The organism is Acetobacter sp. JWB, assembly GCF_003323795.1.
GTDB classification, from domain to species: domain Bacteria; phylum Pseudomonadota; class Alphaproteobacteria; order Acetobacterales; family Acetobacteraceae; genus Acetobacter; species Acetobacter oryzifermentans.
Genome location: NZ_CP030871.1, coordinates 230,011 through 245,695, shown reverse-complemented (window position 1 = coordinate 245,695; position 15,685 = coordinate 230,011). Strand labels below are relative to the sequence as shown.

General features: G+C 54.5%; 16 protein-coding genes. 10 read left to right on the top strand and 6 right to left on the bottom strand.

What is annotated here, in order from left to right:
• Nucleotides 1–92 precede the first annotated feature (92 nt).
• A complete protein-coding gene (locus DS739_RS01175; RefSeq protein ID WP_035352772.1) occupies nt 93–620 on the bottom strand; it encodes a carboxymuconolactone decarboxylase family protein in 528 nt (175 codons plus the stop codon).
• Between the two features lie 203 nt (nt 621–823).
• Complete coding sequence (locus DS739_RS01170) at nt 824–1,366, bottom strand: peroxiredoxin (protein WP_035352769.1); 543 nt, start codon at nt 1,364–1,366, stop codon at nt 824–826.
• Between the two features lie 180 nt (nt 1,367–1,546).
• Here DS739_RS01170 and DS739_RS01165 point away from each other — a divergent pair, with 180 nt between their 5' ends.
• The 3 genes from DS739_RS01165 (at nt 1,547) to DS739_RS01155 (ending at nt 3,428) form a co-directional block, all read left to right on the top strand.
• Nucleotides 1,547–2,509: a hydrogen peroxide-inducible genes activator gene (locus DS739_RS01165; protein WP_035352767.1), complete on the top strand. Its 963-nt coding sequence runs from the start codon at nt 1,547–1,549 to the stop codon at nt 2,507–2,509.
• A 108-nt stretch (nt 2,510–2,617) separates the two neighbouring features.
• Nucleotides 2,618–2,743 (top strand): type B 50S ribosomal protein L36, encoded by a 126-nt coding sequence (gene ykgO, locus DS739_RS01160; protein ID WP_003625637.1) that lies wholly within the window; start codon nt 2,618–2,620, stop codon nt 2,741–2,743.
• A gap of 4 nt (nt 2,744–2,747) precedes the next feature.
• Entirely contained in the window at nt 2,748–3,428 is a 681-nt protein-coding gene (locus tag DS739_RS01155) for a hypothetical protein (RefSeq protein ID WP_006116774.1), read from the top strand.
• A gap of 23 nt (nt 3,429–3,451) precedes the next feature.
• Here the strand turns inward: DS739_RS01155 and DS739_RS01150 are convergent, their stop codons facing one another.
• Together DS739_RS01150 and DS739_RS01145 are read right to left on the bottom strand one after the other, a co-directional pair.
• A complete protein-coding gene (locus DS739_RS01150) occupies nt 3,452–4,333 on the bottom strand; it encodes a prephenate/arogenate dehydrogenase family protein (protein WP_170315323.1) in 882 nt (293 codons plus the stop codon).
• Nucleotides 4,334–4,340: 7 nt separating this feature from the next.
• On the bottom strand, nt 4,341–5,432 hold the full coding sequence (locus DS739_RS01145; protein ID WP_050793154.1) for a lysylphosphatidylglycerol synthase domain-containing protein: 1,092 nt from the start codon (nt 5,430–5,432) through the stop codon (nt 4,341–4,343).
• A 193-nt stretch (nt 5,433–5,625) separates the two neighbouring features.
• On the opposite strand from DS739_RS01145, the gene hpnA reads away from it, so the two are divergent.
• The 7 genes from hpnA (at nt 5,626) to DS739_RS01110 (ending at nt 13,849) form a co-directional block, all read left to right on the top strand.
• Nucleotides 5,626–6,621: a hopanoid-associated sugar epimerase gene (hpnA, locus tag DS739_RS01140; protein WP_039891868.1), complete on the top strand. Its 996-nt coding sequence runs from the start codon at nt 5,626–5,628 to the stop codon at nt 6,619–6,621.
• A 10-nt stretch (nt 6,622–6,631) separates the two neighbouring features.
• On the top strand, nt 6,632–7,828 hold the full coding sequence (locus DS739_RS01135) for a glycosyltransferase (RefSeq protein WP_006116771.1): 1,197 nt from the start codon (nt 6,632–6,634) through the stop codon (nt 7,826–7,828).
• 112 nt (nt 7,829–7,940) lie between these two features.
• Nucleotides 7,941–8,801, top strand: coding sequence for a squalene synthase HpnC (gene hpnC, locus DS739_RS01130; protein WP_006116770.1), 861 nt, complete (start codon nt 7,941–7,943; stop codon nt 8,799–8,801).
• Nucleotides 8,802–8,899: 98 nt separating this feature from the next.
• The gene (gene hpnD / locus DS739_RS01125) at nt 8,900–9,778 is read left to right on the top strand and encodes a presqualene diphosphate synthase HpnD (protein WP_035352759.1); all 879 of its coding nucleotides are present in this window, start codon (nt 8,900–8,902) and stop codon (nt 9,776–9,778) included.
• Nucleotides 9,779–9,799: 21 nt separating this feature from the next.
• On the top strand, nt 9,800–11,098 hold the full coding sequence (gene hpnE, locus DS739_RS01120; protein WP_035352757.1) for a hydroxysqualene dehydroxylase HpnE: 1,299 nt from the start codon (nt 9,800–9,802) through the stop codon (nt 11,096–11,098).
• A gap of 65 nt (nt 11,099–11,163) precedes the next feature.
• Entirely contained in the window at nt 11,164–13,134 is a 1,971-nt protein-coding gene (shc, locus tag DS739_RS01115) for a squalene--hopene cyclase (RefSeq protein WP_006116767.1), read from the top strand.
• Nucleotides 13,135–13,138: 4 nt separating this feature from the next.
• Nucleotides 13,139–13,849: a hypothetical protein gene (locus tag DS739_RS01110; RefSeq protein WP_035352754.1), complete on the top strand. Its 711-nt coding sequence runs from the start codon at nt 13,139–13,141 to the stop codon at nt 13,847–13,849.
• Nucleotides 13,850–13,855: 6 nt separating this feature from the next.
• On the opposite strand, the gene DS739_RS01105 is transcribed toward DS739_RS01110, so the two are convergent.
• Nucleotides 13,856–14,179, bottom strand: a complete 324-nt coding sequence (locus DS739_RS01105) for a hypothetical protein (protein WP_231621227.1) — start codon at nt 14,177–14,179, stop codon at nt 13,856–13,858.
• The gene (locus tag DS739_RS01100; protein ID WP_006116766.1) at nt 14,157–15,683 is read right to left on the bottom strand and encodes an efflux transporter outer membrane subunit; all 1,527 of its coding nucleotides are present in this window, start codon (nt 15,681–15,683) and stop codon (nt 14,157–14,159) included. The genes DS739_RS01105 and DS739_RS01100 overlap by 23 nt, the downstream gene beginning before the upstream one ends.
• Nucleotides 15,684–15,685: the final 2 nt, after the last annotated feature.

The following is a 15,685-nucleotide window of genomic DNA, read 5'->3' as shown; positions in this document are numbered from 1 at the left end:
TTTCCTTAAAAACTTATTTCTTTTTGGAATACAAAGTGGTGCGGCCCGCTTTTGTCCGGCTGCCAGGCAGCCGGAAGCAAGGCTTTTCAGCTTCAATCACCTAAAGCACTGGAACCTTGTAGGGTAACTGCAACGGCATGCACAGTTGCGGCAATACGTGCTGCTGTTTGCACGGCAGATGCCCCTAATGCCTCGCGCACGATTTTTTCATGGCTGGTCACACACAGATCACATCCATTGATTACGGAAACAGCCAGACACCACAGCTCAAAATCAGCTTTTTCTACGCCCGGCTTGGCAATCACGCTCATGCGCAACTGCGCAGGCATCTGGGAATATTCACCACCTGCCATATGCACAAAGCGGTAGTAAATGTTGTTCATGGCCATAATAGCATTAGCAGATTTGGCTGCCGTAAGAGCTTCTGGTGAAAGTGTTGAAGCAAACTGCGCCACAATAGCTGATGTAACTTCATCATTCCGCGCGGCGAGTGCAGACGCCACAAATGTGCCAGCCAACTGCTGCGGTGTGAGTGTCACATCATTAACCAAAGAGCTGAGATTCAGCCGCAGATCCTTGGCATAATCGGGAATACGATCCTTGATTGCATCAATGGACATAGCATTTTCCAATATTCAGGTTGTTCGGAAAAATCAGACGCATAGCGCCCGCGCGGTTTTTGCCGCGTAAACTGCCCCACTATTTGGCGCAGTTGGTAACCACATCAAGGCTACCGCCTCCCCCTTTATGGAAGAAGGCAACGGGTGGCATATGCCACCCGCACCGCCTCATCCGCCCCGCAGGCCGGATGAAATTTTCAGGCTCAGACTTTAATAAAGTCGTCACCCTTCTTCCAGTTACATGGGCACAGTTCGTCGCTCTGCAGGCCATCCAGAATACGCAGGACTTCCTGTGGGTTACGACCAACGGACAGATCGTTGACGGATACGTGGCGAATCACGCCATGCGGGTCCACAACAAAAGTGGCGCGCAGGGCAACACCGGCTTCTTTAGCCAGAACGCCTGTGCCTTCTGTCAGCTCGCGCTTGATGTCAGCCAGCATCGGGATCGGCAGATCCTTCAGGTCATCATGATGCAGGCGCCAGTTAAGGTGCACGAACTGGCTATCGATGGACACACCGTACACAACGGCATCGCGATCAGCGAAGTCTTTAGCCAGCTTACCGAAAGCCACGATTTCTGTCGGGCAGACGAACGTGAAGTCCATCGGCCAGAAGAATACGATCTTCCACTTACCGGCATCGCTCTTGTCAGAAATCTGAACGAATTCGCCCTTCAGGCCTTCCGGGCCACCAGGAACGGCGGTCAGATCAAAACTTGGAAATTTATCGCCAACTGTCAGCATAATCTTGCTCCTTATAGCTTGGCACACACCATGCAGCACCAACGTGCCACCGGCTGTGTTGTCCTGTATGGCGCGGCTTTTTCATTTAAGCCAATGAATATTTTATATCAAAATCATTGAACTATTCGATGAAATGCCGAAGATTTGCCCCTTAGATACATTGCATCAGGAAATCATACCGTGCTGCCGCTGCCTTCTGCCCAGCAATTACGCTATCTGATCACCCTTTCAGAACTGCGCCATTTTGGGCGGGCTGCCGCTGCCTGTGCAGTCACACAATCCACCCTTTCTGCCGGTATTATGGCGCTGGAACGCCAGCTTGATGCCCCTTTGCTAGACCGCACCGTGGGCAAAAAAGTGGTGTTCACCCCTTTGGGGCACGAAATTGCACTCAAGGCCCGGCAAGCACTGGCGGCACTGGAAGCCGTGCCGCAATTGGCTGCCGCTGCCCGCACACCGCTAACTGGGCCGCTACGAGTCGGCATTATTCCCACCATTGGGCCATTTCTGATTCCACAATTGGTGCTTAACTTGCGCGAGCACTTTCCGCGCCTTCTGTTGTCCATTACGGAAGACACGACCGAACATCTGCTGGAAAAACTCTCCCTCGGCCAGTTAGATACACTGGTGGTGGCCATGCCCTGCCTGTGCGATGGCACAGAAACACACCCATTATGGCAAGACCCCTTCCGGATGATTATGCCACCAGACCACCCATTTTCTGCCCTACCTGCCGTACCAGCCTCTCAATTATCCGAACACAACATGATCATGATGGAGGATGGGCACTGCCTGCGCGATCAAACTCTGGCCATTTGCCGCCAAAGCCCAAGCCGGAGCGGATCTGAAGGAGAAAGCGACTCCACCTTTACCGCCATGTCTCTCCACTCCATGGCAGAAATGGTGGAACTGGGGTTGGGCATTGCCATTATGCCCGAACTGGCCATTCATGCAGGCATTCTGCGAGGCCATAATCTTATAGCACGCCCTCTTACCAGCGATCTGGCGCGGCGTACCATTGGGCTGGCGTGGCGGCCAAGATCTCCCCGCGCAGCAGATTTTCAAACACTTGCCACAACTTTTGCGGCACTGGCCCCACCTGCAACACCCTCGCGCAAAGCAGAAAATCCACCTGAATTATGAGAAAATGCGCCCAGAAATGCGAGAAATATTGACTCTCACGCACGCACCCGGTATGTGCCGAGCCAACTTATTTTGTACGTCCATCAGCATCGGCGGAGAAAACGGGCCATGAAAATCAGAAACAGCCTGAAGTCGGCCAAAGTGCGCGATAAAGACTGCCGTGTAGTGCGTCGTCGCGGCCGGGTTTATGTTATCAACAAGAAGAACCCTCGCATGAAAGCTCGTCAGGGCTAATCTCATGCATCATCCGGCCCTTTTTGGCTGGTTGAACACGCATGTCATGCGTAAAACCCGTTCTTCCGCTTGCCGGAGGAGCGGGTTTTTGTTTGCCGGCATCTGCGCAATATATATGGGCCTCCCGGCTACAGGATGGACGCAAACCACCACACCACCAGCCTCCCCACCAGCACATGCCGCATCACAGCATTCCAGCAGCATTGCAGAACAAATAAAGCAGCTTTCCACGGCATTAGCTCACGCTAAAACACCAGAGGAAGCGCACACCCTGCAAGAACAACTGGAGGCCCTCCGTTCGGCCAAGCTTTCCCCCACCACACAACTTTTGGTCCGTCGGGCAGAAAAAGATCTGACAACCGATAAACCAGATGATGCGGTGGAAGACATAGGCGATGCACTGGCCCTACAGCCCGACCAAGCCATTCTGTGGCGCACACGCGCTCAAATGCGCCTTGTGGCGGGAGATCTTAAAGGAGCCATCGCTGATATAGGTGAAGCCTTGCAGCGCGATCCGCTAGATGCGGAAAGCTGGAGCCTTCTGACCAGTGTTGAAGAACACCGTAATGATGGCACAGCCGCACTGAAAGCCTGGCAGAAAGTGCTAGAACTCAGCCCCATGACAGACCGCAACCACAAACGGCTGGATGCGCTACACATCAAGGCCTACGGGCAGCCGACCTGATTTTAAGCACGCAGGTCAGACCTTTAGGCCTGTTTGTTCTCGATCAGGCTTTTGCGAATTTTGCGGCCCCGTTCAATCCGATCCACAATGTAATCGGAATCTTCCCATCGGATAGCGCGCGCCATAGCCTGCGCATCTTCCATAAACCGACCCAGCATTTCCAGCAGAGCTTCACGGTTGGAAAGAAAAATATCCCGCCACATAATGGGGTCTGAAGCTGCAATACGTGTAAAATCCCGGAAGCCGGATGCAGCAAAATCTAACACCTCAGACCGGGTTTCACTCGCCAGATCATCTGCCGTGCCGCAAATGGTAAAGGCCAGCAAATGCGGCAAATGGCTAACAATGGCGCAAACACGATCATGATGCGCGGGTGTCATTTCCCGCAAGCGGGCACCGCAGCGTTCCCACAAGGTGCGCATTTTTTCCAACGCCTCTGCCGTAGTGCAGTCTAATGGCGTTATCAGGCACCAGCGATTCTCAAATAAATCTGCCAGCCCGGCATCTGGGCCAGAAAACTCTGTGCCTGCCATAGGATGCGTGGGCACATATGGCACATCTGCCCGTAGTGAAGGCCTGATAGCCTCAATCACAGACACCTTGGTAGAGCCCACATCTGTCAATATTGCGCCGGGCTTCATGGCCGGAACAACCTGTGCAGCTACTGCGCCCATAGCGCCTACTGGCACACACAGCATCACGCAATCAGCCTGCGCGGCTGCGGCTGCGGCATCTGTTGTCACCTCATCCGCAATACCTAGCTCTGCCACACGGGCACACACATCCGGGCTCTGATCCACTGCTATAAGTTTGCGAACCAGATTTCCCTCCGCCTGTGCACGCCGCAACACGGAAGATCCGATAAGCCCTGGCCCAATAACAGCCAGCGTATCAAAAACAGGCACAGTATCCTCAGCCAAGGTGAGTATCCTTCACCACTGAAGAAGCGGGAGGATACGCTGCCTTGTCCTCATCAGTTTTATTATTGTTCCGTAAACCGTGCATTTCCATGAACTGCCATGCCAACAGAACAGGAATGCCGATGATGATCTCACGCCCACGCCGCAGCAGAGAAAGCCCAAGTGAGACAGAAGGATCGATACCAAAAGCATGGCCCAGCGCCATATAGGCGCCTTCCTGCACACCCAAGCTACCGGGCACCAGAAACCCTAAAGACATAATGGCGCAGGTTACGCCTTCCACAGCAACGGCATTGGGGAAGGAAAGATGCGCACCCAGAAAACGCGCCGTTAGCCAAAGCATAGCTGCGCTGCCCAGCCACCCTACAAAATGGTACAGCGCAGAGCGGCAGATATGCCACGGGCGGCTCCATGCCGCTTCCATCTGCTCTTGCAGATCATCAGCGCCTTGAGTCAGGTTTTCGTGCCATTGGGAGGCAAGGCTGCGGGTAAATGTTCCACCAAATTTGCGGAACAGATTACCACCATGCCGCTGGGTCCAGATAAACCCGGCTGTGCCTGCAATCAGGAACACCGCACCGCACACTACGGGCACAACAAACGGGCTGGAACGCTGATGCGCCACCAAAAAAGCAACGGCCAGCAGCACAAACGCCACCTGCCCCATCACTTCCGTGGTGATATCTACCAGATTGGCGCAAGCTGCCTCTGGCAACGCCACTTCCCGCTTATCGCCTTTATAAAAGCCATGCGATGAGCATGTGGCCCGAATCCCGATAACAATGCCACCGAGCTGGGAAAAAGGCAGGCATGTTGCTGCGGCATCGCGCACCATGCGGGCGGATAGCAGCCTAAAATAGCCCAGTTCGGGAAAAGCGGCATGCCAAGCCAGCCCCAGAACGCCATCTACCAGCAACTGGCAGCATACCATTACAAGAAAGCCGCCCAGACCTATACGCATAACGGCATGCAAAACGGAATCGAAACCGCTCCATGCCATTGCTGCCGTAACGGCCACAAGCCCGAGAAAAGTAAGAAAAACCGTAAGCTTCTTCAAGGCCCCAGCTCTGTTTGTCCAGCACACCCAAGGCCCTTTGCCATGTGGTAAAAAGCAAGCGGCGCATCAGTGTGTGTGTGTGATTGGTTCGTCCCCTTACACCACCACGGGGTCTGGCGCCACCTCGGACAGCAGGATAAAGAAACAGACCTGCCGTTCGGGATTAACGTCCTTACCACTTTTATTTACGTATCGTACCTCTGGGGGAGCGTATATTCTCATGACTGCCCATACCCTCGTAACCGGCGCAACAGGCTTTGTTGGTTCCGCCGTAGCCCGCACTTTGCTGGAACGGGGGCATTCCCTGCGGCTAATGGTGCGCGAAGGCAGCGATAGACGCAATATTGCGGATATTCCTGCCGATTTGGTGGACGGTGATCTTTCTCGCCCAGAAACCTTTGCGCGTGCGGTAGAAGGGTGCCGCTACGTATTCCACGTTGCTGCCGATTACCGGCTATGGGTGCCAGACCCTGCCCCTATGATGACAGCAAACGTAGAGGGCACCCGCCAGCTTATGCTGGCCGCAAAAGCGGCTGGTGTTGAAAAAATTGTGTATTGTTCCTCTGTTGCGGCATTGGGCCTGATTGGTGATGGTTCCATTGCCGATGAAAACACCCCCGTACAGGAACATGCCGTTATTGGCATTTACAAGCGCTCTAAATACCGGGCCGAGCAGGAAGTGCTGCAATTAGTGCGTGATCAGGGGCTACCGGCGGTTATCGTAAACCCTTCCACACCCGTTGGCCCGCGAGACATCAAACCCACCCCCACCGGGCAGATGATTCTGGATTGCGCCGCAGGCCGCATGCCCGCCTATGTCGATACAGGCGTGAATATTGTACATGTAGATGACGTGACTGAAGGCCATGCGCTAGCGCTGGAACGTGGCACCGTTGGCGAAAAATATATTCTGGGCGGCGAAAACTACCTGCTGGGCGATCTGTTCGCTATGGTTTCAGAAATTGCCCACGTGCCGCCGCCAAAAATCAGGCTGCCGCAGGAAGTCATCTGGCCTGTGGCAATTGTGTCCGAATGGCTTTCCCGCTCCTTTGGCATCAACCCACGTGTAACGCGTGAGATGTTGGCCATGTCCCGCAAAAAAATGTTCTTCTCATCCGATAAAGCCAAGCGTGAACTAGGGTATAACCCGCGTCCGGCACGCAAGGCGGTGGAAGATGCCATTACCTGGTTCCGCAATAATGGCATGCTGAAATAGGAGAGCAGCAGTGATACTGGCTCTGGCTATCTTATGCGCCATTATCTGGATTGGGCTGATATTTTTTCATGGAAAGTTCTGGCAGGCTGGCCCCATTCTGCAACCCGCAGACGCAGGCCGGACGCGCATGGATATTGCGCCGGATGTTACGGTGGTTGTGCCTGCCCGGGATGAAGCTGAATCCATTCAGCCAGCCCTCTCTTCTTTGCTGGCGCAGGATTATATGGGCCGCCTTTCCGTTATTTTGGTAAATGATCGCAGTACGGATAGCACAGGGGATCTCGCACGGGCTTTGCCCGACCCTCTCAACCGCCTGACCGTTGTAGATGGGGCAGAGCCTTCTGCTGGCTGGAGCGGTAAATTATGGGCCGTTGCCCAAGGGGTGGCAGAGGCGGAGCGCCAATGTGCAGATGGCAGCGGTTACATACTGTTTACAGATGCAGATATTCTGCATGCTCCGGCACATGTTTCTACCTTGGTGGCCAAGGCACAAACAGACCGTTTGCACATGGTTTCCGAAATGGTGGAACTTCAGTGCGAAAGCCTTGCTGAGCGCGCTTTGGTGCCAGCTTTTGTATTCTTTTTTGCCCTGCTTTATCCGTTCGCCAAGGTAAATAACCCCAAAGATAAAACGGCCGGAGCCGCAGGGGGCACCATTTTACTGCGCCGCGATATGCTCCGCCAGATTGGCGGCATTGAAGCCCTGCGTGGCGCCCTGATAGATGATTGCACACTGGCAAGCTGCGTCAAACAAGCTGGCGGCCACTTGTATCTAGGCCATTCCTGCTTGGCCAAATCTGTTCGTCCCTATCCAACGGCTGGCGATATCTGGCGTATGATTGCGCGCACGGCTTACGTGCAGTTACGCTTTTCACCCGCGCTATTGGTGTTAACCGTATTAGCCATGATTTTGGTGTGGCTTGCCCCTGCTGCACTTGCTTTTCTGGCACGTGGGCCTGCACAATGGGTTGGAGCAGCCACGTTTGCCATTTCTCTCTGCTCCTTTATACCTACACTGCGGCGCTTTCGCCTTTCGCCTTTATGGGCATTGGCGTTGCCGTTTATTGCGCTGTTTTATACAGCCGCCACTATCGGGTCCGCCCTTAACCACCACCGGGGTAAAGGTGTGGTCTGGAAAGACCGCGCCTATACCGAAGCCATACCCAATGATGGGCGCACGCTAGAACAAAAAAGCCGGCGCGCCTGAAATATATCTGAAGCCTCCCTCTGGGCAGGGCCGCAGTTAAGGGATAGGCATTCCCGGCAGCCTCATGTAAATCACGAGGCTGCCCTTATCGCGCAATCATATTGAGCCAGGCATGACCAACACAACCAGCGTATGGGGAACAGCAGACGTTTCATCCGGCAAGGGAGCTTCGGATGAAAACTTTCCCGTCGGTTCCCTGCTAATCAGCAAAAAGCTGCGCCCGCACGTGCATGCCTACTACGATTACGCGCGTGTTATTGATGACATTGCAGATAGTGAAACCCTTGCCCCCGATGACAAGATTACACGCCTGAATGCAATGGAAGAGGTTTTGCTCGGCAAGCGGGACCCGATCAACCGGCCCGATGCCCAAAGTGCAGCAACGTTGCGCCGGTCTCTTCTGCAAACGCATGTTCCGTTTGAAACAGCAACGGATCTGCTGATTGCCTTCCGCAACGATTCGCGCGGGCATGTCTATCAGACATGGGATGATCTGCTGCAATACTGCCGGTATTCCGCCAACCCTGTGGGCCGTTATCTGATTGGCCTGCACGAAGAATCTTCCGCCGCCTTTGCGCCCTCCGATGCACTGTGCACATCACTACAGATTCTAAACCACCTTCAGGATTGCTCTGGTGATCTCAAGCGCCTGAAGCGCTGCTACATCCCCGCAGATATGATGCAACGTTGCGGCACATCGCAGCAGGATCTGCTGGCTGGTAGCACCTCTCCTGCTCTGCGGCGTGTTTTCAACACCATGCTGGACGGGGTAGATGCCCTCAACCAGCAGGCTTCCGCCTTAGCTGCCCATATCCGTGACCGCCGATTCCGTATGGAATGTGCTGCTATTGTAGAACTGGCACACTGCCTTACCCGCCGCCTGCGGCGTGAAGACCCACTGGCAGGGCGTGTGGCCTTGCGTCGGGCAGACGGCATGCATGCAGCCATTGCGGCCCTGCGGGCATGGGCATGACCTTTCCGAATGGCAGAACTTCTGTAAAAAGAGCCTGACCAAATAACTTTGACAATCGAACAACAAGTGAGAAGCGCGTGACAACCCCAGACATCCAGATGCATGACGAGCCGACCCCCCTTGGGTGTGATCCTGCTGATCTTGCCTGGGTGGAAAGTACGGTCAAACAGGCGGGAACCTCCTTTGCCGCTGGCATGCGTATCCTGCCCCCCATGCGCCGCTACGGCATGTATGCCATTTACGCTTTCTGCCGTGTGGTGGACGATATTGCCGATGGCCTGGCCCCGTTGGCAGAACGCACACAGGCATTGGAGGAATGGCACAAAAAGATTGCCCACCTGTATCAGGACAGGCTTGAAACCCCGCACGAACCGCTGGAACGCGTTCTGCTAGCCGCCATTCCGTTCTTTGCGCTGCAACAGGCAGATTTTGATGCCATCATTGATGGCATGCTGATGGATACCGCCACCCCGATTGTAGCGCCGGATGAAAAAACGCTGGATCTTTACTGTGATCGCGTAGCCGCAGCCGTTGGCCGTTTGTCTGTGCGTATCTTTGGTGAGTGCTCTGATGAAGGCAATAAGGTTGCCTATCATCTGGGCCGCGCCCTGCAGTTAACCAACATCCTGCGTGATCTGCCCGAAGATGCCGCACGTGGCCGCCTGTATCTGCCATCCGATCTGCTAGATCGGTTTAACGTGCCGCATGATCCGGTAAAGGCACTTACCGCCCCCGGCTTGCAGGAAGTTACCAAAATTATAGCTGCTCGTGCGCAGGATCACTTCACAACGGCATTTGCCACCATGAAGCTTTGCCGCCCCCGCACCATGCTGCCAGCCCGCATTATGGGTGCCAGCTATGAAACGGTGCTGAAAAACCTGCGCAAACGTGGATGGGGGCCTGATGTACTGCGCCAGCGGCCTGAAAGCTCCACCGTAGGCAAGGTTTACGCGCTCGCCTGCTCTTATCTTCCCTGATCGCACGATAAGGAAACGGTGATGACAGGCACTTTGCATATTATTGGCGCGGGCATGGCCGGTTTGGCCGCTGCGGTAGAAGCGGCGGGCTCTGGCCCACGCATTATCGTACACGAAGCAGGCCGCGCCTGTGGCGGGCGGGCGCGCTCTTATATGGATCGTCAGCTTGGTTGCCGCATTGATAACGGTAACCATCTGCTGCTTTCTGCCAACAAAACTGTTTTCCGTTATCTGGGGCTTACCGGCGCGCTGGACACCTTAACCGGCCCCCACGCGCCACTTTTCCCCTTTGTAGATCTGGCCGAAGATACGCGCTGGACATTAAACCTTTCCCGCGGGCGTATGCCGTGGTGGGTATTTCAGCCACATCGGCGTGTGCCGGATATGCGCCTGCCTGATTTGCGCAGCCTGTACCGCTTGATGAACGCAGGTGAAAACGAAACAGTTGCAGATTGCCTATTGCCCGGTGCCTTCGCCCGGCGGCTTTTAGAGCCGTTTGCTATTTCCGCCCTTAATACGCTTACCGATACCGGAAGCGCCGCATTGCTGGGTGCTGTTATTCGCGAATCTCTTTCCTTGGGGGGGACGGCCTGTATGCCGTGGTTTGCCAAGGTTGGCCTTTCCGAAACCTTGGTGGATCCGGCCCTAAAGCATTTGCAGGACATGAATGTAGAAGTGCGCACCCAAAGCCGTATTACCGGTGTGGAAGAAGCGCGCGGCCGCATTACAACCCTGCATACGCCCGAAGAAGACATTACCTTGGGGCCTGATGATTCCATCATCATGGCTGTACCTGCTCCTGTGGCGCAGAGTCTCTTAGCCAACAAGATTGCTGGCATAACCGCTCCAACAGAATTTGAAAGCATTCTAAACCTGCATTTCAAGCTGGATGAACGCCCCATTCCACAAGGCTCTTTTGCGCAATGTGGGTTTATGGGCGTTATTGGCGGCGTAACGGAATGGGTTTTCCTGCGCGAAAACATTCTGTCTGTTACCGTAAGCGCCGCCAACCGCTATGCAGACCAGAATCAGGATGATCTGGCCCGCACCATCTGGCAGGAAGTCTGCCAGGCTTGTGATGCCGTGCTGGAGCAACCTCTTCCGGCCACACCGGCGGCCCAACGTGTTGTGTGGGAAAAACGCGCAACCTTTGCAGCCACACCTGAACAAAACCGCCTACGCTGTGGCCCTGCTACACCTTTGGTAAATCTGGTTCTGGCCGGAGACTGGACAAACACCGGCTTGCCCGCAACCCTTGAAGGGGCCATGCGGTCTGGCGTGCAAGCTGTTCATACTTTGGGCCTCAAGCACCCTCGGTAATATCCCCTTAAAACGCACTGCGCTCTAAACAGCTTTACGCTTGCAAGCAGAAAGGATTTTCTGACATGGCCGCCGATGGGAGTGCTCTTTCCGAATCACGCCTTTCTTCAGATGTTCTGGATCGTGCGGTTCTGAGTGCGCATACCGCTCTCAGTCAGGCCCAGCAAAATGATGGGCATTGGGTTTATGAACTGGAAGCCGATGCCACCATTCCTGCCGAATATATCCTGCTCGAACACTTCATGGACAGAATTGACGATGCGCTGGAGCAGAAAATTGCCATCTACCTGCGCCGTATCCAAAGTGAAGAGCACGGGGGCTGGCCCCTTTACCACAATGGCAAGTTTGACCTTTCCGCTACTGTAAAAGCTTACTTTGCGCTCAAAGCCGTGGGGGATGATATAAATGCCCCCCATATGCAGCGTGCACGAGAAGCCATTCTGGATCATGGTGGGGCGGAACGCTCAAACGTGTTTACACGCTCCCAGCTTGCTTTGTTTGGTGAAGTGCCGTGGCGTGCAACTCCGATTATGCCCGTAGAGTTGATGCTGCTGCCTGCCAAGGCATTCTTTTCCGTGTGGAACATGTCTTACTGGTCCCGCACAGTTATTGCGCCGCTTCTGGTGCTGGCAGCCCTCCGCCCTGTGGCTGCAAATCCGCGCCAGATCCATGTGCGTGAGTTGTTTGTTACTCCGCCAGAAAAAGTGCAGGACTGGATTCGAGGCCCTTATCGCTCGGCATGGGGGTATGTTTTTAAAGGGCTGGATAGCGTTTTGCGGCCCATCGTACCGTTTATTCCCGAAAAAACGCACAAAAAAGCCATTCAAGCCGCTCTTGATTTTATCGAACCTCGCTTAAATGGCAAAGATGGGTTGGGGGCTATTTACCCTGCCATGGCCAACGTGGTGATGATGTATCGGGCCATGGGCGTGCCGGATAAAGACCCGCGTGCAAAAACGGCATGGGAAGCCGTGCAGGCCCTTATCGTTGAAAAAGACGATGAAGCCTACTGTCAGCCCTGCGTTTCCCCTATTTGGGACACCGGGCTTTCTGGCCATGCCATGATTGAGGCAGCCTCTGGCCCCAATGGAATTGCGCCAGAAAAAACGCTTGGCGAGTTGAAAAAAACCTCTGCATGGCTCCGCAGTAAGCAGATCCTGAATGTAAAGGGAGATTGGGCCGTTCGTAACCCCGATCTGGCCCCCGGTGGCTGGGCTTTCCAATACGGGAACGACTATTACCCCGATGTGGATGATACAGCCGTAGTGGGTATGCTGTTGCACCGTGAGGGCGACCCGGCAAATGCTGAAGCCATTGCGCGTACGCGTGCATGGATTGTGGGCATGCAAAGCACAGATGGTGGCTGGGGTGCTTTTGATATCGACAACAACAAGAATGTTCTCAACCACATTCCTTTTGCCGATCATGGTGCATTGCTCGATCCACCCACAGCAGATGTCACCGCACGCTGTATTTCCTTTCTGGCCCAATTGAAAAACCCAGAAGATGAGCCCGTTATCAAGCGTGGACTGGAATATCTGCGCAAGGAGCAGGAAAAAGACGGTTCCTGGTTTGGGCGGTGGGGCACAAACTACATTTACGGCACATGGTCTGCGCTGTGCGCCTTAAATGCTGCTGGCATTTCCCACGATGACCCAGCCGTGGTGAAAGCTGTGGAATGGCTCCGCTCTGTCCAGCGAACAGATGGCGGCTGGGGCGAGGGTTGCGAATCTTATGAAGGCGGCCCACACGGCACGTATGGTGAAAGCCTGCCATCACAAACAGCATGGGCTGTTCTGGGCCTGATGGCCGCAGGCCGGCGGGATGATCCAGCTGTAACGCGCGGCATTGCATGGCTGGCCGACCAGCAGGATGCTAATGGGGAATGGCATGAAGACCCCTATAATGCTGTTGGCTTCCCCAAGGTATTTTACCTGCGTTACCACGGCTACAAGCAGTTCTTCCCGCTTATGGCATTAGCCCGCTATCGCAACCTTGAAAGCAGCAATACCCGCCGCGTTTCCTTTGGGTTCTAAATCAATGACATCAGCCTCTGCCCAGCCTTCGCCATCTCGCCCCGGCATTCTGGTGGGGTTAAAAGCGGAAGCACGCCTTATCCGCTCTATTTTCCCGCATGCTGCCATTGCCGCTAGTGGCGCGACACATACCGGAGCAAAGCGCGAAGCTGCCAGATTGGTTGCCAGCGGGGCTGATTGTCTGCTCTCCTTTGGCTTGGCTGCTGGGCTGAACCCGGCATTATCTGCTGGCAGCATTGTTATTCCAGAAAAGGTTTCCTGCTGGGACACAAACGCCGTATGCGATGCCACTTTACGCCATATTTTAGGTGGAGATCAGACGGGTGTGCAGGGCGGAACGCTGCTGCATAGTGATACCGTGGTAATGGATGCAGCCCATAAGGCGCAGCTTTTTGCACAGTCTCATTGCCCCGCATTAGATATGGAAAGCGGTTTTCTTGCAAAAGCAGCAGAAGAAGCCGGGCTGCCTTTTGCTGTACTACGGGTTGTCTGCGATCCGGCAGACCGTTCCCTGCCCCCCATTGCAGGCTCTGTTCTTTCCCCTGAAGGGGGCCTGCAAATCGGTAAGTTAATGTGTGATATCGTGCGCCACCCAACGCAAATTGGTGGGCTTATTCACCTTGGGCAAGATGCAGCTTTGGCACGTAAAGCCATGATCTCGTTTCTAACGACACAGGCGCAAACCCCTGCCTTTAAACGACTTGCAGGCAACTAATTCTGCCTAGCGCCCATCCATATTGGATACGATTCCATCTGCATCCTCATCATCTGAGGATGCTTCAAATTCTTCCCATACATTGCCTACAGGACGGTTGAGAAGCACAAAGCTACCTCCAACCATCGCTGCACCTATAACAGGAAACAACCACCGGAAAACCAGCATACCCCAGCTATCTTGCGGATGGCTGTACGCCACAGCCCACCACCCCGTAAAACACATCAGCGTAAAGCCACCGGTCATCAATAGGGCAACCAGCAGAATACGCTTGACGTAAGGCGATGCTAACCCGCCCTGCTGCGGCTTATTGTTTGAAGGCGCGGGCAAGGAAGTTCTGCGTTTCAAGAGAAACGGGCAAAGTGGTGTTGGTAAGAGCAACACCTTTCCACCCGGCACCCAGAGCCGTGTATAGATTTACCGCATCACGCAGACGCTCCAACTTAGCAAGAGCCTCCATGTTCTGGGCATTCAAGGTGGTGCGTTCGGTTGTCAGCACTTCCAGAAACCCTACCAAACCAGCACCGTAGAGTTTACGCGCACGCTCACTGGCAGTTGCGCTATCTTCTGCGGCTTTATGCAGCTGTTCGGCATATTCAATATCATCATGCCATGCCGCCATGGCATCTTCCACTTCCTTGAAGCCCTGCAAAACAGTCTGACGATACGTGAGACGCGCAGCTTCTGCCGCAGCCTGTGCTGCACGAACTTCTGCCGTCATCTTGCCGCCGTGCATCAATGGCATGCTGGCCATCAGCAGGAACTGCCAGCTCATGGCATTTGCCTGAAACGCCTGATACATGGCCGATGCATTCGGGTTGAATGTAAGCGGCACCACAAAGTGTGGATACAGATTGGCAACAGCCACACCAATCTGAGCCGTGGCTACAGCATATTGCCGCTCTGCCATACGGATATCCGGGCGGTTGGCAATAACGATAGACGGCAGTGTAGCAGGAAATTCCGGAACAATTGGCAGAGGCCGCGGAATCTTCAATTCCTCTTCCAGTTCACCCGGCATTTTACCCAGCAGCACGGCAATGGCGTGTGTTACCTGCGAAACACGTGTTTTTAGCGGTTCACGCGCAGCAATCTGCGCATCCATTTCGGCCTGTGCCTGTGCAATCTGCAAGGTGTTACCCACACCTTCCAGATACAGCTTGTTGGTCAGGTCCAGCGCATCCTTAGCAACGCGAATGTTATCCGTGGCGATCTTGATCTGAAGCTGCGTAACGCGCAGCAACATATAGTCGGACGCAAGCTCGGATAGCAGACCCATCAGCAACGCGCGGCGGCCTTCAATATTGGCTTCCACCTGATGTTCATGCGCTTCCACATCTCGGCGGATACGCCCGAACATATCCAGCTCCCACGATGCCATCACACCATATGTCAACATAGAAGCTTCTGGCTGGTTAGCCGGATTACCCGGGCGAATTGGCCAGTTATCGATGTTGATGGAATAGCGCACATCACCACCGCCCATATTGGCATCCATTTGTGGATACCACTGTGCGGCAGACCGATCACGAATGGCCCGTTCGGCCAGAATACGCTGTCCGGCAATCTGCAGATCGTAGTTGCCCTTAATGGCATCATCCACCAAGCGTGTGAGAATGGGATCTTTGAACAAAGACCACCACTCTGTCATTTCCTTGTTGGTGCGTTCGATCTCTTCAGGCGTAGCCGGATGCTCTTCCTCCGTCTCCTTGAACGCTGCCGGAACCTTCATGCGGTCTGGCTGATAATTTGGCCCTACGGTACAGGCTGACAACAACATGGATGTTGCCAGAAACAGCCCAAGGCGACGACGACCCTTCATGTTCTGTCTCATGT